This window comes from Buttiauxella cochleicola, from assembly GCF_021282435.1.
GTDB classification, from domain to species: Bacteria; Pseudomonadota; Gammaproteobacteria; order Enterobacterales; family Enterobacteriaceae; genus Buttiauxella; species Buttiauxella massiliensis.
On the sequence record NZ_JAJSOT010000001.1, the window covers coordinates 77,002 to 97,735 of the forward strand.

15 protein-coding genes are annotated in these 20,734 nt (G+C 49.5%); 6 read left to right on the forward strand and 9 right to left on the reverse strand.

From position 1 onward, the window contains the following. Positions 1-69 precede the first annotated feature (69 nt). Positions 70-981, reverse strand: coding sequence for a muramoyltetrapeptide carboxypeptidase (gene ldcA / locus LVQ77_RS00375; RefSeq protein WP_232903349.1), 912 nt, complete (start codon positions 979-981; stop codon positions 70-72). Between the two features lie 134 nt (positions 982-1,115). On the opposite strand from ldcA, the gene emtA reads away from it, so the two are divergent. Further along, a complete protein-coding gene (gene emtA, locus LVQ77_RS00380) occupies positions 1,116-1,724 on the forward strand; it encodes a membrane-bound lytic murein transglycosylase EmtA (protein ID WP_232903350.1) in 609 nt (202 codons plus the stop codon). A 106-nt stretch (positions 1,725-1,830) separates the two neighbouring features. Here the strand turns inward: emtA and ycgR are convergent, their stop codons facing one another. Next, a complete protein-coding gene (gene ycgR / locus LVQ77_RS00385) occupies positions 1,831-2,562 on the reverse strand; it encodes a flagellar brake protein YcgR (protein WP_232903351.1) in 732 nt (243 codons plus the stop codon). Positions 2,563-2,795: 233 nt separating this feature from the next. Between ycgR and LVQ77_RS00390 the strand changes: the two genes are divergently transcribed. Further along, on the forward strand, positions 2,796-3,047 hold the full coding sequence (locus tag LVQ77_RS00390; RefSeq protein ID WP_034455252.1) for a GlsB/YeaQ/YmgE family stress response membrane protein: 252 nt from the start codon (positions 2,796-2,798) through the stop codon (positions 3,045-3,047). 176 nt (positions 3,048-3,223) lie between these two features. Here the strand turns inward: LVQ77_RS00390 and ygjK are convergent, their stop codons facing one another. Together ygjK and ygjJ are read right to left on the reverse strand one after the other, a co-directional pair. Then, positions 3,224-5,593: an alpha-glucosidase gene (ygjK, locus tag LVQ77_RS00395; protein WP_255666785.1), complete on the reverse strand. Its 2,370-nt coding sequence runs from the start codon at positions 5,591-5,593 to the stop codon at positions 3,224-3,226. Between the two features lie 9 nt (positions 5,594-5,602). Continuing rightward, the gene (gene ygjJ / locus LVQ77_RS00400) at positions 5,603-6,643 is read right to left on the reverse strand and encodes a protein YgjJ (protein WP_370644968.1); all 1,041 of its coding nucleotides are present in this window, start codon (positions 6,641-6,643) and stop codon (positions 5,603-5,605) included. A 212-nt stretch (positions 6,644-6,855) separates the two neighbouring features. Between ygjJ and ebgR the strand changes: the two genes are divergently transcribed. The 4 genes from ebgR to LVQ77_RS00420 all read left to right on the forward strand — a co-directional run bounded on the left by ebgR (position 6,856) and on the right by LVQ77_RS00420 (position 13,140). Then, entirely contained in the window at positions 6,856-7,839 is a 984-nt protein-coding gene (gene ebgR, locus LVQ77_RS00405) for a transcriptional regulator EbgR (protein ID WP_232903353.1), read from the forward strand. A 171-nt stretch (positions 7,840-8,010) separates the two neighbouring features. Further along, a complete protein-coding gene (ebgA, locus tag LVQ77_RS00410; RefSeq protein ID WP_232903354.1) occupies positions 8,011-11,082 on the forward strand; it encodes a beta-galactosidase subunit alpha in 3,072 nt (1,023 codons plus the stop codon). 13 nt (positions 11,083-11,095) lie between these two features. After that, positions 11,096-11,548 (forward strand): beta-galactosidase subunit beta, encoded by a 453-nt coding sequence (locus tag LVQ77_RS00415; RefSeq protein WP_232863440.1) that lies wholly within the window; start codon positions 11,096-11,098, stop codon positions 11,546-11,548. A 92-nt stretch (positions 11,549-11,640) separates the two neighbouring features. Further along, entirely contained in the window at positions 11,641-13,140 is a 1,500-nt protein-coding gene (locus tag LVQ77_RS00420; RefSeq protein WP_232903355.1) for an amino acid permease, read from the forward strand. Positions 13,141-13,222: 82 nt separating this feature from the next. On the opposite strand, the gene LVQ77_RS00425 is transcribed toward LVQ77_RS00420, so the two are convergent. The 5 genes from LVQ77_RS00425 to LVQ77_RS00445 all read right to left on the reverse strand — a co-directional run bounded on the left by LVQ77_RS00425 (position 13,223) and on the right by LVQ77_RS00445 (position 20,452). Further along, complete coding sequence (locus LVQ77_RS00425) at positions 13,223-15,400, reverse strand: TonB-dependent siderophore receptor (RefSeq protein ID WP_232903356.1); 2,178 nt, start codon at positions 15,398-15,400, stop codon at positions 13,223-13,225. A gap of 272 nt (positions 15,401-15,672) precedes the next feature. After that, positions 15,673-17,385 carry an alpha,alpha-trehalase gene (locus LVQ77_RS00430; RefSeq protein WP_232903357.1) on the reverse strand — a complete coding sequence of 571 codons (1,713 nt, stop codon included), beginning with the start codon at positions 17,383-17,385 and terminating at the stop codon, positions 15,673-15,675. A 136-nt stretch (positions 17,386-17,521) separates the two neighbouring features. Continuing rightward, positions 17,522-18,907 (reverse strand): serine/threonine protein kinase, encoded by a 1,386-nt coding sequence (locus LVQ77_RS00435; RefSeq protein ID WP_232863444.1) that lies wholly within the window; start codon positions 18,905-18,907, stop codon positions 17,522-17,524. A gap of 40 nt (positions 18,908-18,947) precedes the next feature. Beyond that, complete coding sequence (locus tag LVQ77_RS00440) at positions 18,948-19,898, reverse strand: hypothetical protein (RefSeq protein WP_232903358.1); 951 nt, start codon at positions 19,896-19,898, stop codon at positions 18,948-18,950. Between the two features lie 59 nt (positions 19,899-19,957). Continuing rightward, complete coding sequence (locus LVQ77_RS00445) at positions 19,958-20,452, reverse strand: SH3 domain-containing protein (RefSeq protein WP_151995711.1); 495 nt, start codon at positions 20,450-20,452, stop codon at positions 19,958-19,960. Between the last annotated feature and the right edge of the window lie 282 nt (positions 20,453-20,734).

The following is a 20,734-nucleotide window of genomic DNA, read 5'->3' on the forward strand; positions in this document are numbered from 1 at the left end:
TCGTGTGGAAAATATTAACACGGAAACTATTGATTCATCGTGCTATCTGAGGGGCTGAAACGACTTTTTTTACCTGATTACCGGATGGCCACTTACGGTGAGGCTGGCGGTTTGCCCGTCATGCTGTAGTTCACCAAAAGCTCCCAATGGCAGAGTGACGGTTTCTGGTTCATGACCAAACGGTAAACCGCGCAGCACGGGAATGGATAACCGCTGCTCTAACATGCGACACATTTCATCGAAATCATAACCGCCGTCGTAGTCACTTAACGTTGCCCCGTTGAAACTACCGAGAATCAGGGCCTTCTGACGCGCTAAAATTCCGGCGTGGTGGAGTTGCAATAACAGGCGCTCCACGCGGAAAGGATGCTCGTTAATATCCTCGACCACTAAAATGCCACCATCAATCACGTTGAGCCACGGCGACCCCAGCATTGAAACCAGCATCGCGAGGTTGCCACCCCACAGCGTCCCGCTTACCGAACATGCAGGCGTTGGGCTTTGCCAGGTGAGGGTAAACTGCGGCTCAGTAATCGCCTGCCAGAAATGCTGCCAGGTAAAGCTGTTTAACTCATCGGCACCAAAATTACCTGCAAGCATCGGCCCGCTGAAGGTAATGGCACCTGTCTGGGATAAGAGGGCTAACTGGATTGCGGTAAAATCGCTATGCCCGCAAATAATCGGTGTACGTTCGTGGAACGCGTGCCCAAGGCTCGAATAGTCAATATTTTCAAGCAAACGAGATGCACCATAACCACCGCGCACCGCCAGAACGATATCGCATTCCTTCGGGAGTGCGGATAAATCCTGAATGTCAGCAAGTCGTTGGTCGTCAGTTCCGGCGAAACGCTGAAAGCGCCGGGTCACGACGGATTGGTTTTCCACTCGATGGCCCGCGGCTTTCAGGCGTTCGATACCGCGCGCGGCAGCAGCCTGATTAACACAGAAACCTGAAGGGGCAATCAAACGAATCGTGGACATGGCATTTCCTTGCTGAAAGTGAATTGGTTATCATGCCGTTATCAAAGGTGGTTGTCATCCGCCAGGCGGCGATGAATCAATGTTGTTTACCCCACAAATTTCAATATTCCGGGTAATTTTATAAGGATAGATGCGTGAATATCAGATGGCTCATTGTAATGGTTTTGTTTTTAGCAGGTTGTTCAAGCCATACCACCAAACAGCCCGAGTGGGACCCTACAAAACCGGTGCAACGCGCATTAACCTGGATGCCAATAACCGATCAGGCGGCAAAAGAGTGGGGCGTTAGCCCGCGTGTGATTACGGCGATTATTGCTGTGGAATCAGGCGGTAATCCTACGCTTGTCAGTAAGTCTAACGCGGTTGGTTTGATGCAGATTAAAGCCTCAACAGCTGGGCGCGATGTGTATCGCCATCTGGGATGGGGCGGCGAGCCGTCAACCAGCGAGCTCAAAGATCCGGCGCGTAATATTTCGATTGGCACGGCTTATTTAAGTATCCTGGAACATGGCACTCTGGCTGGTATTGAAGATCCGCAAACTATGCAATATGCGTTGCTGGCTTCTTATGCCAACGGTGCAGGAGCTCTGCTCAGAACCTTCTCATCGGATCGCAAAAAGGCCATTAACGAGATTAACGACCTGAGCCCTGACGAGTTTTACGATTATATCGCGAAGAATCACCCGGCACCTCAGGCACCGCGCTATCTGTATAAGGTGTCGCGTGCTTTAAACGCTATGTAACAGAGCCCAGCCGCACGTCCCAGTCGCATCGTTTTCTATGCGTCTGGGGTTTGCGGCCTTGTCGCATTTATGCAAATCGCATTCTTTAGTGTCTGTCTTAAACTGTTTACTTCACTCGTTCTGCTTTTTCACGCGCCGATCGTTCCAGCGAGAAGATAATGCGCTGTAGCTCGCGCTCAACGGCCGGGTTTACATTCAGGAAGCGGAAACTCAGGCGAGGTGTGCTGATAGTCTGATTTTTACCGTCGATGACTTTTCGCTCCGAAAGCGTTATCAACTGCATATCAAAGTGAAACTTACCCCACTGCACTAAATCTATTTCCACCTGTGAGAAACGCATTCCTGCGCTCAACCCTTCTGGCAGAGGCCCGTCAAGCAGTGCGCCCATTCCCCCTAATGACAAATCACATAGCCTGAACTGGAAAGGTGAGCCATTAGAGAGCGTGGTATTGCAGAGGTAATAGGGCTGAAGTGGGGCACTGATACGAAAGTATTCCCGACGTTGTACGAACCACAAAGCGGGAGGTAGCGGGGCATGGAATGCCGGTAAGTTCAGGTAACTTATCACCTGCATCTTAGGCATTATAAATTCTACCTTTGCTCCTTCCGTCTCAGCGATGAACTGTATGTTGGTCGCTTTTTGCGCCGCCTGATTTTCATGCCCCTGGCTTCCAAAATCCACTATCAAACCAGTCGCCGTAACCTCAAGGATTTTGCTGATAAATTGCCCCGATGGCCAACTCAGACGAACCGGTACTTGGTTTTTATGGAGATCACGTAACACGCCTAATACTGCCAGAGGACTTTGTTTCAGAAACTGCTCGTTATAGTTACTCAAGGCCAGGTCCATGTTGTAGTTTTTTGAAAGCGGTAAGCAATCTTATCGGCAATAATGTAAAAAACTTAAGATAAATCTCAAGGCGCTATGCGGATAAATTCAATAACTTAGTGATGCCAGTCACATTTTCCTAACATTTGATTATACTTAGCGTACCGACAGACAAAACCCGCGGCGAAACTGATGTGGGTTCTGGCTTGTTACCACACACAATAATGAAGAGGATGTTCAACATGGGTATTCTGGCCTGGATTATTTTCGGTTTGATAGCTGGTGTTATCGCAAAACTAATTATGCCTGGTAAAGACGGCGGCGGTTTTATCGTGACCTGTATTTTAGGGATTATTGGTGCTGTCGTTGGTGGATGGATTGCAACATTTCTTCATATCGGCGGCAGTGTCACGGGCTTTAACTTGCCAAGTTTCCTTGTCGCAGTAGCAGGTGCGATTATTGTTTTGGTTATTTATCGCATGGTTCGCCGGTAACTATCCTCGTCATACTTGAAGTCGCCTCGGCGTTGGCTGCACTCACTCACCCCAGTCACTTACTCGAGTAAGTGACTGGGGTGAGTGAGTTTGCCGCCTTGATGCAACTCCAATTATTTAGAGCATAGGTCTTTACCTATTTTGTAACGGCCCCATTTGGGGCCGTTTTACGTTTACTACTTTTGCGTGAAGAAATCGTTGTACAACATGTAGAGATGCGCGGCGCTCCAGGAGAAATTCGGTGCCCCCTGTTGCGCGCCATTGAGCGGATTATAGTTCTCGCGAATTGGACCATCGCTCATCAGGCCATTGGCGTGGGCAAAGAAACGATTAGCCATCTCCACGGCATCGGCACGATAACCGTACCGCTCCATTCCTTTTAACCCGAAGTAGAATTGATCCACCCACACTCGTCCACGCCAGTAAATATCAGCACCAAATGCCGGATTCGTCAGTGCTGCAGTCCCTAATGGCACGTAAGTATTAAACTCTTTTGGATCTTTCATGACCTTCACGACGGCATCAGCATGGGATTGAGTGGCAGCACCATTAAATAACGGTGACCATCCTTCCGGTCCCTTGCCACGCGCAACTATAGGTTTGCCGGCACAGCCATTGGCCAAAGGTTTATCTTCAATCCGAATGTCGTAATAGAAGCCGGTGGCATCGTCAAACATACAGGTGTTGATATAGCTGGCCAGTTTCTTAGCGTGATGGCTAAAGCGTTGTTCATCTTGCGGTTTGCCGAGAATTTTCGCCATCTCAGCCAGGTAGCTGCTGTCGCTGTACATGTAACTGGCCTGGTCAACTGACTCCTGCAAAAGTGAAAAACCGACAAGGCGCCCATTTGAGTCGCGGTTTTCAGCAAACAGCACCTGCCAGTCTTCGCGTTTGCCGCCTTTATCCAGATAACGTTGCAGCTGGTCAGGGTCGATAAAGCCAAATACGGCAGCATCATCACGCCCGGACTCCCACGAAGCAGCAACCTGAGCCGGAATATCAATGCTGTCATACTTCCCGCTACGCAAAACCCGGTTGTAGTTCGCAAGCCCCACCATCTTCTGTTCTTTATTGCCGCGTTTGACGGTAAAGATCATTTCACCCTTTGCGGTGTTATGGGCTTTGTCACGAGTGGCACCATACTCAGGTACACCATTTCTGTTGTGGTCACGGTTACGTAACCACCAGTCATGATAAGCCACCAGATGCGGATACATTTCCTCAAGCCAGGTTTTATCCCCCGTGGTTTTGTAGACTTCCATCACAGACCATGCGGCAAGGCTTGGCTTGGTATTGCGTTCATTCCAGTTGCTGCCATCACCGCCACGCTCAGGGCTGGTGTTATAGGCAATCAAATCTGGAACAAAGCCCGCATCCCATGGGCGTAACGGGTCATCGGTTGGAATCTGCCAGGCGAAGACTGCGCGGATGTTATCTTTTGCCACGTCAGGATTGAAATGTGCCATAGCGTAAGCCTGCTTCCAGGTATCCCACGGCCAGGTCTGGTTACCGGAAAACCAGCGTCCAGTTACAGAGGGTGTTACGGAGTCAAATTTCATCGCACCTGCCACGCCACGCCAGTTTCCATTCAGCGTTTCGATAGCTTTTACTGCCACACGGGTTTGTGACGCCGTCGCGGCAGGGTTTTTTAGCCCTGATTTCAAATAACCTTCCCAACGCTGCTCGGATGCTGTCTGGTAGGGTTGGGGATGCTTGAGAATATCGGTGATTTTACTTTGTTCTTTTTGTACTTCAGCAGCCGTCAACAAATGAGAATAAGTGGTGTAGAGGGTGGTCGAGCCTTCAATGTTGGCTTTTGCAATAAAGCGGTGACCGTCAATTTGGGTGCGCATCGGCAGCGTTTTATGGATTTGGTACTGTGATTGACCAGAGGTCATCAGGTTTGAATCGGCACGCACTTTGCCAAAAGTGACATTCAGACCATCTGATGTGGCATGTAGCGTGCGGGTGTAGCCCGGGAACGCCTGCTCAATGGTTTCATCAGACTGAGGTTTTTGCTCCTGAAGATGATACTTCTCCAGTAACTCGCCATCCCAAACCAGCTCCAGCGGCGCATCGGTAGTGATTTCTGTTTCCAGCAAGGAAGTGCGTGATGTTACAAAGCGCAGCGTCATTTTCACTGTGACACCAGGGGAGGTAAGTGTCTGTATCAACGCCCCTGGAATGCTGTATGCCTTCATTGTAAATGCGATTTTCTTGCCGTTCTGGTACACACTCAGACGGTCGAAATTATTCGCCATAAAGTTGATGTACTCTTCGGTCAGCAAAGCTGGGCCTGGGAAACCACCCATCCCTTCGCTACTTGCTGGCAGCAAGTGCCCATGCCAGGCGCCATCATCAAAAAGCGGATTAAATCGTTGATGTTCGTCGAAATCGTAATCAAGCATCGCCTGTGGCGCGCCGGTGCGATCGATAACGTTCTGGAAATCATTGGCCTTTAATGTGGTGGTGTCGTGCTTTGTTGAATGGCAACCCGCGAGCACAAGCAGCATCGCGAGCGGGGCAAGACGGAAAATTGTTTTCATGAAGTATCCTTACCAGTAGAAATATTGCATCACGAAGACCGAATTGCTGGCCTCGGTGGTGTCGTTATCAAGATAAAAACGGCTGTCCAACGCGGTGGCGAACTTCCCGCCAAAATACTCATACCAGATACCAAACTGTGCATAAGAGGTTGTTTGATCCTCCTCAGTATCCAGTTCATGTTTTGCGTAACTGTATGCGGTAGAAAGATAAAAACCTTTAGCAGGCTCAATCATGCCGCTGACCATCATCCCGCTCTCACTACCAGGATTATTACCATCGCCTTTACCGGTATGGTGCCAGACTCGTCCTGCGAGGTGTTTACCCTGCAAACCCAGTAGATACATCTGCCCGGTACCGTCGGTCATTTCCAACCCGCTCAGCATGGTTAAATCATCGAGAATGTCGTACTGGAGGTAGCCATTGATCATCGCCTGATAGGTATATTTATCTGAATAGCGGTCATATTTACCGAAGTGCAACCACGCTTTGCTCTCGTCGACACGGCTCTCTGGAGCCGCTGTGACACTGTAATGCAGCTTCCCAGTCAGGTTTTGTATCTTAGCGGCGTAGGTTAAATCACGCGTGTTGGGGATGACATAACCATACTCCGGTGTGAAATCTCCCCACCATTGCAAATCATCCAGCGATGAATCGTTACGGGCACTTAAAATAAACTCGGTGCCTTTATCGGTACGATAGCCACCATAAAAACGGTTAATTCCACCTTCGAAACCGCCCCAACTGTGATCCGGCACCCAGGCATTACCATTATTGTCTGCCTGAACCGTCCAGCCTTCCCCATATAGCAGACCAAACCAGTTACCGTGTTTGACCTCAAGACCACCTTCGATATAAGTCCCGTCGCTGTATTTATGCTTGTCGTCGCCATTTAGGTAAACGCTGCCACCCAGGCCCATCTCGCCATAAAAACGAAAGGCGGTGTTACTTGTATCTGCTGTAAACGAAGGTGGTTGCGGAGTCTGGCGTTCTGCCGGAACAACGCTTTCCGCTGCCAGCAATGCCCCTGCGGGTGAGAACAGTAATAGCAGCGTTACCATAGAGAAAATCTTAACCATGTAATCCATTCCTTGTTGTTATTGCGGTTATCGATCCGTGGAATGCCGTTCATACTAGTTAAATATTTACTAAAATATACACTTAAATCGGTAAAGCGATAAGTGGATCACAATGCGAGTAGGGCTATACACGTAGTCGCAATGCCATTAAGCTATTGTTTTCACCTCTTGATTATTGGGATCTTATGGCTACATTGAAGGAAATCGCTCATGCGGCTCAGGTATCGGTGGCTACGGTTTCACGGGTCCTGAATGACGATCCCACACTGAGCGTGAAGAGTCAGACACGTCAGAAAATCCTCGAAGCGGCAGAGCGGCTGGAATACAAAGTCCCCAGCGCCAAACGCCAGGCCGGTCAACGTCTTACCTTTGCAGCTCTTTATACTCATGGGCAAGAGCTGGAAATCAACGATCCCTATTACCTGGCTATGCGCTATGGCATTGAAACTCAATGCGAAAAACTCGGTATTACGTTAGTTTCCTGTTACGACTTCAAAGGCGATCGCCCATTGGTGGCAGCCGACGGTTTACTGGTAATTGGTAAACCCCAGCCTGCAACACAGGCTGTGCTTGAGCAGCAGGATTTGCCATTGGTGTATCTTGATGGGGTAACTAACGATCCACGGTTTGACTGCGTAAGCGTTGATTTAGCGAAAATCAGCCAGAAAGTGATCGACTTCTTTATTTCACGTGGCTACCTGCGTATCGGTTTTATCGGTGGCAGGGACGACCCGGAATATGCCGATCAACGCGAACAGGCGTTTGTTGATTATGGGCGTAGTAAAAAAGTCGTTCAGCCGCAGGATGTTTACTATGGGGACTTTAGTAGCCAGGCCGGATACCAGTGCGCGATGAAAATGCTTGCATCATCAAGCGATTACCCACCAGCCTTGTTTGTGGCGACCGACTCTATTGCGATTGGTGTTTTACGCGCTCTGCACGAACACGGTATCAAAGTGCCAGAGCAACTGGCTCTTATAAGCGTCAACGATATACCTACCGCGCGCTTTGTTTACCCGGCACTTTCAACGGTCAGAATTCATTCCGAAACCATCGGTGCGCAGGGCGTTAACCTGCTGATGGAACGACTGCGTGATGATCGTACCATCCCGCTGTCGGTATTTGTCCCCAGCTCTTTGCAATTGCGTGACACGACAACATCTGAGTAAAATCAATAATTAATCTCATAAGCCCTGCTGGTTTCTTACACCAGCAGGGCTTTTTGTTTTATACCTCGTGTTGATTTATTGTGATCGCCACGTCATTTAGTAAACTTTAATTTTTAGTTTTACTAAATATTTACTATTGTTTGCCCATACCCACGTAATGAGGATGTTGGCGTGAACAATTGGGAAAACATAGAAAAACAATCTGAGAATCGACTGCCACCGCGCGCCTGGTTCCACGGTTATGACAGTGTTGAAAAGGCAAAAGAGCTAAACCGCGAGCAAAGCCTGGGCTTTTCGTTGCTAAGCGGGAAATGGGCATTTAACTATTTCGACCATCCACAAAAAGTCCCTGCCGAGTTTTACCACCAGCCTATGGCTGAATGGGGTGAAATTACTGTTCCGGGAATGTGGCAAATGGAAGGCCACGGTAAACTGCAATATACCGATGAAGGTTACCCGTTCCCTATCGATGTGCCTTTTGTGCCCACCAACAACCCAACCGGTGCTTATCAGCGCCAGTTTTCGCTACCGTCAGACTGGTTACAACGCCAGGTCATTATTAAATTCGACGGCGTAGAAACCTATTTTGAAGTTTATGTAAATGGCCACTATGTAGGCTTTAGCAAAGGCAGCCGCCTGAGCGCCGAGTTTAATCTCAGCCCGTATGTGAAGGCCGGGGAAAACTTGCTGAGCGTCCGGGTGATGCAATGGGCTGACTCCACCTATATCGAAGATCAGGATATGTGGTGGATGGCCGGTATTTTCCGTGATGTTTATCTTATTGGTCAGCCGCAAGTTCACGTACATGACTTAACCGTGGTGACGGAATTTGATGAAAATTACTGTGATGCTGAGCTCCAGGTATCGTGCGATGTAAACAATATATCGGCCACACCTCTCACGGGTTTACAGCTGCATGCACAATTGTTTGATGGTGAAAAATGTATCGCTGAACAAAGCCTTGATGCACTTAGCGTACAGGACAGTGCCACCTGCCAGTTCCTGATACCGGTAAAACAACCGAAGCAGTGGAATGCTGAGCACCCCAATCTTTATTTACTGTTGCTGACGCTGCGCAATAACCACGGCGAAATCATCGAAGTGGTGCCGCAGCAAGTCGGGTTCCGCGACATCAAAGTGCGGGACGGCTTATTTTACGTTAATGGTCGTTACCTGAAATTGCATGGTGTGAACCGCCACGATCACGATTGCCTGAAAGGCCGTGCAGTCGATATGGCGCGTGTTGAGCGTGACATCATCCTGATGAAGCAACACAACATCAACTCAGTACGCACCGCCCATTACCCGAACGACCCGCGTTTCTATGCATTGTGCGACCAGTACGGTCTGTTTGTGATGGCAGAAACTGATGTCGAGAGTCACGGTTTTGCAAACGTTGGCAATATTAGCCGCATCACCGACGATCCAACGTGGGAACAAGCCTACGTCGAGCGTATTGAACGCCACGTTCTGGCGCAGAAAAACCATCCTTCTATCATCATCTGGTCCCTGGGTAACGAGTCAGGCTACGGCTGCAATATACGTGCGATGGCTGCACGCTGTAAGCAACTTGACCCCACTCGTCTGGTGCATTACGAAGAAGATCGTGACGCCGAAGTCGTGGACGTGATTAGCACAATGTATTCCCGCGTCTCAATGATGAATGCCTTTGGTGAATACCCTCATCCGAAACCACGCATTATCTGCGAATACGCCCACGCAATGGGCAACGGGCCAGGCGGGTTAGCGCAATACCAGGCTGTATTTAATCAGCATAAAAGTTTGCAAGGGCATTACGTCTGGGAGTGGTGCGACCATGGGCTGCTGGTGCATGACGAGCAGGGGCGTGAGCGCTATCAGTACGGCGGTGATTACGGCGACTACCCAAACAACTATAACTTCTGCATGGATGGGCTTATCTATCCGGATCAACGTCCAGGCCCAGGCTTGCGTGAGTACAAGCAGGTGCTTTGCCCGGTCAATATTCGCCAGACGCAGCAGGATGATGTGTTGCTGGTGGAGAACCGTTACTGGTTCAGCACACTTGGTGACATCGAGTTTAAAGTCGCATATCAGGTCGATGGTAAAACCATCGCACAGCAAACACTGTCACTGCCACACTTGCTGCCAGGTGAAGCCGAAGAGCTGCAACTGACTGCACCTGAGTTGCCAGCAGGTGAAGTGTTTATCAATGTTGAAATTGTTAAGCGCAGTGCGACAAGCTGGAGTGATGCGATGCACTCGCTTGGTCAATTCCAGATCTTGCGCCAGCAGGCGGTTTCTCGCGAGCTATTGCCACTCAATCAGCACAGCGCATTACGCTGTGAAACGCAGCAAAACAGCCTGGTTATCAGCGGTAATCAATTTGCTCTGACTTTCTGTCGCCTGAGTGGTGAGCTGGTTTCATGGTTGGTAGACGGTGAAGAGATTGTTGGGCGTGCGCCGCATCTGACCTTCTTTAAACCGACTATCGATAACCACAAACAGGAATTTGAAGGTTTGTGGCAGCCGTATCACGTGCACCTGATGCAGCATAATTTCCGCACCATGCGTCATTTGTCGCAAGGTGAAGATATTGTCGTTGAGATTACCAGTACGATTGCACCACCAGTGTTTGATTTCGGGATGCGCTGTACTTATCAGTGGCGCATAACTCCCGCAGGCCATGTCAGCCTGGATTTATCAGGTACTCCATATGGAAATTATCAGGCCATTGTTCCAAAAATCGGCCTCGATTTCGGCATCAGCACTCGCTTTAAACAGGTGGAATATTATGGCCGTGGGCCAGGTGAAAGCTACGCTGACAGCTGCCAAAGCAATCTGATTGGCCATTACCGCCAGCCGGTAGAAAGCCTGTTTGAAAACTACCCGTTCCCACAGGATAACGGCAACCGCCAGGATGTGCGTTGGTTGAGCGTTGAAGATGAAAAGGGTAACGGTATTTTCATCCAGCCCTCTAAGCCGATTAACTTCAGCCTATGGCCATATAGCGCAGAAATGTTGCAACAGGCGCAGCACATTAATGAGCTGGAAAAGGGCGATTACCTGACATTAAACCTCGATGATCAAATCCTCGGACTTGGCTCCAACTCATGGGGTTCCGAAGTGCTGGATTCATTCCGCGTTTACCTCAAACCATTCCACTACGGTTTCACTATGGTGCCGTTCAGTAAAGCGCAGGAGGAGACGGTTGATCTCGCGAAATACGATTTCCAACCGCAAACCAACCGCGCACTTTCTTGATAGGGCAAACGTAATGATTATTTTAAATACCTTAGAAGATTTTAAGCAGATTTATCGTGCGGGGAAAAAATGGCAGCGTTGTATCGAAGCTATTAATAACCTCGAAAATATTCAGCCTAATATTTTTTATTCAATTGGTGATTCCCTGGTTTATCGCCTTGCAGAAGGCCCAATAAATAACATGGATTTATTTGAAGGGAATCGCCGTTATTTCGATGTTCATTATTACCTTGCGGGACAAGAAACCGTTGAGGTTGCAGCGAAAAACGAGTTAACCCCAGAAATTGCTTACAGCGATGAAACTGACCGTGAGTTTTTGCGCGGGCAGGGTGTTAAACATCAGCTTAAAGCCGGAAACGTCATCATCTGCGAAAACCACGAAGCACACCGCTTCTCGCAGGGGAAAGACGTCAAAAAAGTGATTTTAAAAGTCACGATTGAAGAAACGTATTTTCTAAATAAATAGGGTGTTAAACGCCTGACTGGTGTCGGATGGCTAAAGCGCCATCCGACCTACGAAAAAAATTATTAAAATTTACCCTACAGTGTGGAGTTCGTATGGCTTCAACAAACAGAAATACTATTGGCAAGTTCGGGTTATTAGCGATGACATTTGCGGCGGTGTTTAGCTTCAATAACGTCATTAATAACAATATTCAGTTAGGTATCGCATCGGCACCGGTTTTCCTGGTGGCGACACTCATTTATTTTATTCCGTTCTGTTTAATCATCGCGGAATTCGTCTCGCTGAACCGTAATTCCGAAGCGGGAGTTTATGCCTGGGTGAAGAGTGCGTTAGGTGGCCGCTGGGCATTTATCACCGCCTACACCTACTGGTTTGTTAACCTGTTTTTCTTTACCTCGTTACTACCGCGAGTTATTGCCTACGCCTCGTATGCGTTCCTTGGCTATGACTACATTTTCACGCCGTTAACGACGGCAATAATCAGCATTTGCCTGTTTGCTTTCTCCACATGGATTTCAAACCACGGGGCAAAACTGTTGGGGCCGATGACCTCAGTCACCTCCACACTGATGCTATTACTTACCTTCTCCTACATCATTCTTGCAGGGGCTGCCGTGATTGGCGGCGTCGAACCGGCTGACCCAATCAACGTGCAGGCGATTACACCGCAGTTTAGCTGGGCATTCCTCGGGATTATCGCGTGGATTTTCCAGGCCGCGGGTGGTGCTGAGTCGGTTGCGGTATACGTCAATGACGTAAAAGGCGGCAGCAAAGCCTTTGTTAAAGTGATCATTTTGTCTGGTTTATTCATCGGTGGCCTGTATACCGTCTCCTCACTGCTGATTAACGTCTTTGTTCATAAAGCCGATTTGCACTACACCGGCGGTACGGTGCAGGTATTTGAAGGGCTGGCGAATCACTTTGGCTTGCCAACGTCGCTGATGAACCGCTTTGTCGGGATTGTCTCCTTTACTGCGATGTTTGGCTCACTGCTGATGTGGACTGCTGCTCCGGTGAAAATCTTCTTCACCGAAATTCCAAAAGGTATTTTTGGTGAGAAAACCGTGCGTCTTAACCAGCATGGTGTACCGACTCGTGCAGCGTGGATTCAGTTCCTGATTGTTATCCCATTGATGCTTATCCCAACCGTGGGTTCGGGTAGCGTACAGGAGTTGATGAACACGCTTATTAACATGACCGCTGCTGCTTCAATGTTACCGCCGCTGTTTATCATGCTTGCCTATCTGAACCTGCGTATGAAATACGATGAGGTCAATCGTGATTTCCGTATGGGCACACGGATGCAGGGGATCACCATTGTGAGCGTGTTGATCGTCATTTTCACCGTCGGGTTTATTGCCTCCACATTCCCGACCGGTGCCAGCATTATGACAATCGTGTTTTATAACGTCGGTGGGTTGGTTATCTTCCTGGGCTACGCCTGGTGGAAGTACAACAAATATGAGAAAGGGCTGGATGCCAGAGCGCGGTACGAAGCGGATACACCGCTTGCACAAATTGCGCTGGAACAACAGCAGGGAAAGCCAGCTTCACCGCTCGCAGGTGAGGTAGCGATAACTCGCCAACCATAGAAAAACGGCCCCAAACGGGGCCGTATCTATGTTTCACAGGTCGGATTAGCGAAGCGACATCCGACACTGGCGTTAACAAAACTTAAAAATCATATCCCACGGTTGCAATAACAGAACGCTCTGCACCCCAGTAGCAATAGCCGGTACCGTAACAGCCCGCAACATAATCACGGCCTGTCAGGTTAGTGGCGTTAACTTGCACGAAAGCCCCTTTCAAAGATGGCGTCCACGCGCCCATGTCGGCACGCACCATCGCATCAAGCAGAGTGACAGAAGGTACACGCAGGGTATTTTCGTTATCCGCCCATTGCTTGCCAATGTAGCGTACGCCCGCGCCCAGACTGATACCTAAGTCGGCTTTGAACATTCCCCACAAGCTTGCCATTTGGTCAGGCGTCACATACGGCGTGTTACCGTCGTTACCGTCGATTGCATCCTTAAAGCGTACTTTGTTGTAGGTGTATCCAGCGATGGTTGAGAAACGCTGATTCCACTGTGAACGCGCTTCCAGCTCAACGCCCTGCGAGTGAACTTTACCTGCTGGCTCAAAGTAGCTGCCCTGAACCACACGATTACCGACATCTTTTTGCGTCAGGTCGTACAGCGCAACGGTATACATATCTACTGTGCCAACCGGCTGATATTTCACACCCGCTTCGTACTGCTCGGCAGTGGTCGGCTTCAGCAATTTGCCTTCAGCATCAGGCAGAACCTGCGGTGTAATTGCCTGGCTGTAACTGACGTAAGGAGAAATCCCGTTGTTAAACGCATACAGCAGGGAGGCACGTCCGCTGAAATGATCATCGGTGCGGTTATCTGTCACATCACTGTCAATGGCTTCAGCCACGATATGGCTTTTGGTCACCATATGGTCGTAACGACCAGACAGCATCATATGCCACTGATTCCACTTCATATCATCTTGTAAATAGACGCCTGTTTGTTCGTACTGACGCTTACCTGCTTTGGTCAACAGACCCTGGTTGATAGTGGAGTAAGTCGGGTCACGCGGATCGTAATAGTAGAAACCGCCAGGTCCACCGGACTCGCCAGTCCATGGGTTTAAGTTGGTGGTATAAGCAGAATCGTCAGACAGGTTATTGGTGTATTTATGGAATTCCCCACCAAGCACCACTTTGTGGTCCAGTTCGCCGGTAGCGAAATCTGCTTCCAGTTGGTTATCGATGGCGTAAGCGTCGAGTGATGAGGTTTCACCGCTGTAATAACGCGTCAATTCGTCGTGCGCGGCATCTGCCCAACCAATCTGGTATGCCTGCTTGAGGCCCACGTTTGAGTGGGTATAGCTGGCGTTGGAGCGGAATGCCCAAGTGTCATTAAAGTTATGAGCGAACTCGTAACTGTAAATCTGCTGGTGGCGTTTGAATTCGTCATTACCCGGTTCTACATCAGAGAAACCGGTGCTGAGTTTACGGCCAGTAGACGAATAGAGACTACCATCAGCCGGAACCGATCCGTGGAAGCCACCGGAGGGATCTTTTTCCAGGTATGCACGCATCACCAATGAGGTATTTTCGCTCGGTTGCCACAACACAGACGGGGAGATGGCATAGCGTTCTTCACGCGTTTTCTCATACTGGGTATCAGTATTTTTTGTCATACCGATGAGGCGCCAGGCCCATTGATCGTTAATCGCATTGGTATAGTCGAATGCAGTGCCGGTGGTATTGTTGTTACCGTACATGGCACGGACGTGGCCTTCCTCAATGAACTGTGGGCGCTTTGAGGTCTCCATCACCAGTCCGCCAGGAATGGTTTGCCCGTAAAGAGCTGAAGAAGGCCCTTTGATAACGTCAATACGCTCAAGGAACCATGGATCAACCTGCACCACGTTGTAGCTGCCGCCGTCACTCATCAGGCGTAGGCCGTCAAGGAAGATGTTATTCACATCACCGCCGTGGAAACCGCGCAGTGCGACGGTGTCATAACGCGTTGCACCACCAGCAAAACCAGTGAAAGCGCCCGGTGTGTAGTTGAGTGCGCTGTTTACAGATAATGCACCCTGATCATCAATTTGTTGACGAGTCACGACAGACACCGACTGACCAGTAGTGATTAACGGCTCATCAGTTTTGGTGGCACCACGGCTGACCGTCGCGCTGTAACCCTGAGTTGGGCTGGTGGAGGTTTCTGTCAGTGTGTCGGTCACAATAACGGTATCTTCCGCCATCGCGTAGGTTGGAGCAGCAAGAGCAAGCGCGCAGAGTAAAGCGGAGCGCTTTACGGTAAATGCCAGTTTCATTTAGTTATTTTCCCGAGAAGGTCTTTTTGTTATCACCTGAAGAGCCGATCTGTGTCGGAGAGGTTGGTATAAATTCAGGCGATCTTACAACGAATAGGAATGCGAATTATTATCGTTATTGTTATTGTAAGCAAGTGCAAATATTGGCAGGTGTAGAATTAAAACCCATGAAAATATTGGTGTTTTTACAGGAGGCAGACGGTAGTGGGAGAGTTTTTTACTCCTTCTCCTTGAGAGAAGGAGAAGGAGGGGATGAGGCCGTTGGAACGACGTTACTGGGTTGAGGCCGCCGTAGGTTTTATAGTTTCAGTCACAGGACCCGGTGTTGCTGAAGGCAATTTATCCGGTGTGGAATCGCAGGGCTTCTCTGTACCGCATAACAAATCGAGCATTTTCAGCGTCACACCGTTGGTCCAGCCAAAACCATCCTGGAGAGGATATTCTCCGCCACCACCGCCTGTGCCCGTGCTGGATACATCATACTTTTCAACCAGTTTCTGCTCGCGGTTGTAGGTATGCTGCACATTGGTGAGGAAGCGCCAGGTGACTTCCATGGCTAAATCTTTATGCCCATAGTTCTGCAGCCCTTCGGTGGCCACCCATTGCAGCGGAGCCCAGCCATTTGGTGCATCCCACTGCTGGCCCGTTTTCAGATTGGTTGTCGCAAGCCCTCCGGCTTTAAGCAGTTGCGCACGGGTGATAGTTGCCATTTTGTCCGCACGCTCTTTCGAGGCCGCATGCACATAAAGCGGGAACAGTGCGGCGGCGGTCAACTGAGAACGAACAGCATTAGTTTTGAGATCGTAATCGGCATACCAGCCCTGTTTGCTATTCCACAAATGCGCTTCCATAGCTTTCTGGCGAGCATCGGCCAGTTGCTGGTATTGCGCTGCTGCACTGGTGTCTTTCGCCACAGTGCTGGCGTGCGCCAGCGTTTTTTCCATCTGGAATAACAGGGCGTTTAAATCCACCGGCACGATTGAGGTGGTGCGAATCGAACCAAGTTGTTCTGGGTTATCCATCCAACGAGAGCTGAAATCCCAACCAGAGGCGGCAGCGGCACGCAAATCACGATAGATTTCTGTTGCCGGGCGATTCGGGTTGTTTTTCGCTGTAGTCACATCATCCAGATAAGATTCAGTACGTGGCGTATCTCTGTCATCCCAATAGCGGTTCAGGACTGAACCATCTTTAAGTTTCACCACACGCAGGTTTTCAGAGCCCGGTTGCAGCGTATCGCTGCCCTGCATCCAGTAGGCGTACTCTTTTTTCAATTGCGGCAGGTAAGTGGTATAGGTTTCATCACCGTTGTGGCTGGCCAGCAGTTTGACCATAAAAGCAAAGAACGGTGGTTGCGAACGGCTCAGATAATAACTGCGGTTGCCATTGGGAATATGCCCCCAGGCATCAATTTCATGGGCAAAGTTATCCACCATATCCTGCACTTTGTCCCAGTGACCGCTTTCCGCAAGCCCGAGCATGGTGAAATAGCTGTCCCAATAATAGACTTCGCGAAAACGCCCGCCGGGTACGACATACGGCTTAGGTAACGGCAGCAACGAGTCCCATTTATCAACGCTGTCTGTGGTGCGCGTTAGCACCGGCCACAGGCTATCGATATGTTCACGCAGCGTCTGTCCTTCAGGTGGAACATATTTTTCACCCTCGCGCGGCAAAGTGAAGTTCACATTCACAAAATGACGTAAATCGAAGCCAGATTGATTGCGCTGCATGCGGTAGTCCGCAAGGATCATTAACGGATCGTTATTAGGAACCGCATCTGCAAATGTCTTTTGGTCAGGGAATAATTTTGCAGTCTGGACATCGGTAAATAACGGGCCAAGGAGCACATCTGGTGGCTGGGGCTGCGGTTGTTGTTCGTCAGCCGCCGAAGCGGGCAAGGTAAAAGCGACGAACGCACAACCGATAGCTATTTGAATCGCAAGCAATAAACTACGAGGACGGCGCAAAGCAGGATTTATCATCTATTGTTCTCCTTTTCATGATCGCGTGAAGTTTTAGCGATCAACCCTATGAAAACCTTAGACGAATTTGCGGGCAGTACCAGGTGCCATGTCGCATATTAAAGGAAAGCAGATAATTTACCGCTGGCACTGGCGCTTACCCTTGCGGATTAATCAACCATGTTCCTGCTTTTTCCACAGACAACGTCATGTTTCGCGTCTGGTTATTATCACGCAGGGTAATCTGGTATTTCCCGGCAGGCAGTTGCAGGAAACCATAACCATTAGCGCCAGGTGTGATTTTTTCTGTTTTGCCATTCACATCCAACTCTTCACCTTCATTCATGCGGACATAAACGCGCGCCAGCATGCCGTCAGTGGCGGGTAGAGCAGTTGGAGTTGCCACCGGTTGGACTTTTTGTGCCGCGGGTGTCTCAAGTTTCGCTGTCTCGGAAGTCGGCGTTGTCGAGAAATGGCCACCAAAAATTACCGCACCTACAGCCACGCCGACCAACAAACTGGCCGCTATCTGTAGTGGCAATTTGTAGCGTTTGCGTAACGGAGACAGCGGGGTAATCTCGGCATCTTCCAGAGCAACCAACATGGTGCCTGGTTGTTTTAGCGATGTGAGGCCATTGATGCCGCTCATCGGAATCTCGGCAAGGGCCGCAAATTCAGCAATAGATTGCGGGCGGTCTTCAGGTTTTAGCGCCAGGGCGTGATCGACGGCCTGCAACAAACTGTGGGAATAGCCTTCAGGGCGATTCTTCGCGAGCTTAACGCAAGGGTCCTGAATTGTGCGGGTAACACTGGCTGGGGGGCAGGTGCCTGTTATCAAAGTATAAAGAATGGCGCCGAGTGCGTAGATATCAGTCCACGGCCCTAGTTGGTTTTCGAGATCGTCAGCGTACTGTTCCAACGGGGCAAAACCAGGATTAAGCGGCGTTTTAATCTCGTCGCTGTTTTCTGCATTGGCGCGCAGTGGAGCACCTGCATTAAGTAGCAGCGGCGCTCCGTTGTCCTGAATCTGAATACTACGCAGGGACAAATCACGATGAATAAATCCTTCGTCGTGCAATGTGGCCAGCGCCCCGCACAGCATCGGTAATATGCTGCGTAACCAGGCATCGTTGATGATTTCGGGATGTTGCTGATGCAGCTCGGCAAGCGTCATGCCGCTGGAGTAACGTGTTGCCGCATAAGCGGTTTCGTTTTGCGTCCAGAAGCTTAAAACCTGAAGCAGGTTTGGGTGGTTGAATTGCGCAAGCTGACGAGCCGACTGCACAAAACGATTCATGCCCGAGCTGAACGCCTGGCTATCTTGTTTACTGCGCAAAACCAGCTGCATATTATCGCTACGAATGGTCAGCGCACGTGGCATAAACTCATTGATAGTTACCGGTCGTTCGAGTTGATGATCCCACGCTTTATAAACCACGTTGGTATTGGTGGACTCAGTCACTTGCTGAATTTCAAACTCGTCGAAACGGAAACCTGGTGGCAGAGCTTCGGGAAGTTCTTGTTCGTAATCTTTATCAGTCATGATGGCCTTTCTCTGCACGAAATCGACGAATGTTCACAGGTTATTTCTGGGCGCGCCATGCGCCCACCGCCGGATCACGCAATTGCGGACGCAGGGAGTCAATCAACAGCAAGGTAATAGGTGTATCTGGCGCAAGCCATGCCGACCATACTTTGCGTACTTGGTTTAAACGCGCCTGAATTCCTGCCTCATCAACCGTCATTTCACGTGGAACTTCAACAGCCACGGTTCCGGTGGCTTGCCAGCCATTTAGCTCGGAGTTATAGGGCAAAATCATCCAGCTTTGCGGCGCGTGTTCATTACTGACGACCATGCGTTCATTGTTCAGGCTGGTGATAAGCAGGCTGTCAGAACCCGCATCGGCGCTCAGTCCACTGACCGGGAAACCATGTACGAAGGTCATCTCATTGCGTTTTTCGCCGTGAATACCGCTTTGAATGATTTCACTACGCCCATTTAGCCAACCGCCGTTTTCACATTTCCCGTTGGGGATAAACATTGCCGAAGCGTTGGCGTCTCCTTGCCAGAAGGTGCGCAGATGGCAGCCATCCTGCAACGTAAACTCCTGCCATGGGGTGCGGTCAGCTAACGGCGAGTTCTCATCGGAATGGGGTAGTGCATTTGGTTCACCTGAAACTACTGGCGCAACAATGACTGCCCAATCACTGTTTTTGGTCGCGGTGCCGACGGCAAGCGTCTGGCCTTGTGGATCTTCCAGTTTCCAGCTCACCAGTTGAACAGAACTACACTGGCTTTCCAGCAAGGTGCCAAGACGCGGCATAAAAACGTTAAGCACAGATGGATTTTTATCGCCATTGGCTACGATTCGTAAGGGGAGTTCAGCAGCACACCAGCTCTGTGGCGTGTTGTTTTGCACATCATCTATCCAGACATCCAGCTTTTGCGAAGGAGACTGAACGATACGATAGTTCCCAGCCCATACGGTTGTAGATGCCAGCAACAGCGCCAGACCCGAAAGCCAGAGTTTCATAGAAATCCTTGTTAGCCGAGCAATATTAAATAAAAGGCCGTGACACAAAACGCCTTTGATTAATCAATAATCCAGGTGCCGCTATTAGCGTTCTGACAGGCTTTGCTGGCGTCATCGACGGCAACACAAGTCGTTTTCTTAGAAGCCTTACGCGGACGTGGGCGATCTTTTTTTAGCGTCTGGGCGTAAAGTTCACTTTTGACCAGAGCGCGCGCAGGAACATAGCCCAACATTTCTTGTTTATCTTGCTCTGCAATCGCGAGCCATTTGTTCTCGACCTCGCCAAGCACGGTATAACTTTGTCCGTTTTCAAGGGTACTTATCACTTTCCCACCAAAATCCGGCTTGCTCAAAATAGAGCCCGGGTAGAGAGCCCGATAACTGGCGTTAACTGGGGTAAACTCTTGTGGCGCGGCTACAGCGTAACGGTGTGTGAGGGTGACGCCATTGATTTCACTAGTCACGATAGTATCGTCCGTCATTTTTGGCGGCGGTGCTTTACAACCTACTACAGTGGCAACAACAGCAATGATCAACAGGCTTCGCAATTTCATCGTAACTTTCCCTGAAAATATGATTCAAACCTGGTCGCCGGGAGGAGGTAAAAATGGCGAAGAAGAAATCCAGGAATCTGAAGGATTATTCACACTGCTTATACATAGTAACTTTAATTTTACATCGCTTGATTCACAATTCAATGGCGATGTAACTGATTGACATCATTAAGTGTTAAGTGGGTCAAGAACAGGGGCAAGAGTGATGATTCACGGGTTGAATGTTATATCCTTACAGGTTAGCAGTAGCATATATTATAAAACATCATTTTAATTTTAGGA

Excerpts from the sequence above, each read along its gene's own strand:
- LVQ77_RS00430 (WP_232903357.1), bottom strand. The coding sequence starts at position 17,385 with ATGATAAATCCTGCTTTGCGCCGTCCTCGTAGTTTATTGCTTGCGATT.
- LVQ77_RS00435 (WP_232863444.1), bottom strand. The coding sequence starts at position 18,907 with ATGACTGATAAAGATTACGAACAAGAACTTCCCGAAGCTCTGCCACCA.
- ygjK (WP_255666785.1), bottom strand. The coding sequence starts at position 5,593 with ATGAAAACAATTTTCCGTCTTGCCCCGCTCGCGATGCTGCTTGTGCTC.
- LVQ77_RS00420 (WP_232903355.1), top strand. The coding sequence starts at position 11,641 with ATGGCTTCAACAAACAGAAATACTATTGGCAAGTTCGGGTTATTAGCG.
- LVQ77_RS00390 (WP_034455252.1), top strand. The coding sequence starts at position 2,796 with ATGGGTATTCTGGCCTGGATTATTTTCGGTTTGATAGCTGGTGTTATC.
- LVQ77_RS00425 (WP_232903356.1), bottom strand. The coding sequence starts at position 15,400 with ATGAAACTGGCATTTACCGTAAAGCGCTCCGCTTTACTCTGCGCGCTT.
- LVQ77_RS00415 (WP_232863440.1), top strand. The coding sequence starts at position 11,096 with ATGATTATTTTAAATACCTTAGAAGATTTTAAGCAGATTTATCGTGCG.
- LVQ77_RS00445 (WP_151995711.1), bottom strand. The coding sequence starts at position 20,452 with ATGAAATTGCGAAGCCTGTTGATCATTGCTGTTGTTGCCACTGTAGTA.
- ldcA (WP_232903349.1), bottom strand. The coding sequence starts at position 981 with ATGTCCACGATTCGTTTGATTGCCCCTTCAGGTTTCTGTGTTAATCAG.
- LVQ77_RS00440 (WP_232903358.1), bottom strand. The coding sequence starts at position 19,898 with ATGAAACTCTGGCTTTCGGGTCTGGCGCTGTTGCTGGCATCTACAACC.
- ebgR (WP_232903353.1), top strand. The coding sequence starts at position 6,856 with ATGGCTACATTGAAGGAAATCGCTCATGCGGCTCAGGTATCGGTGGCT.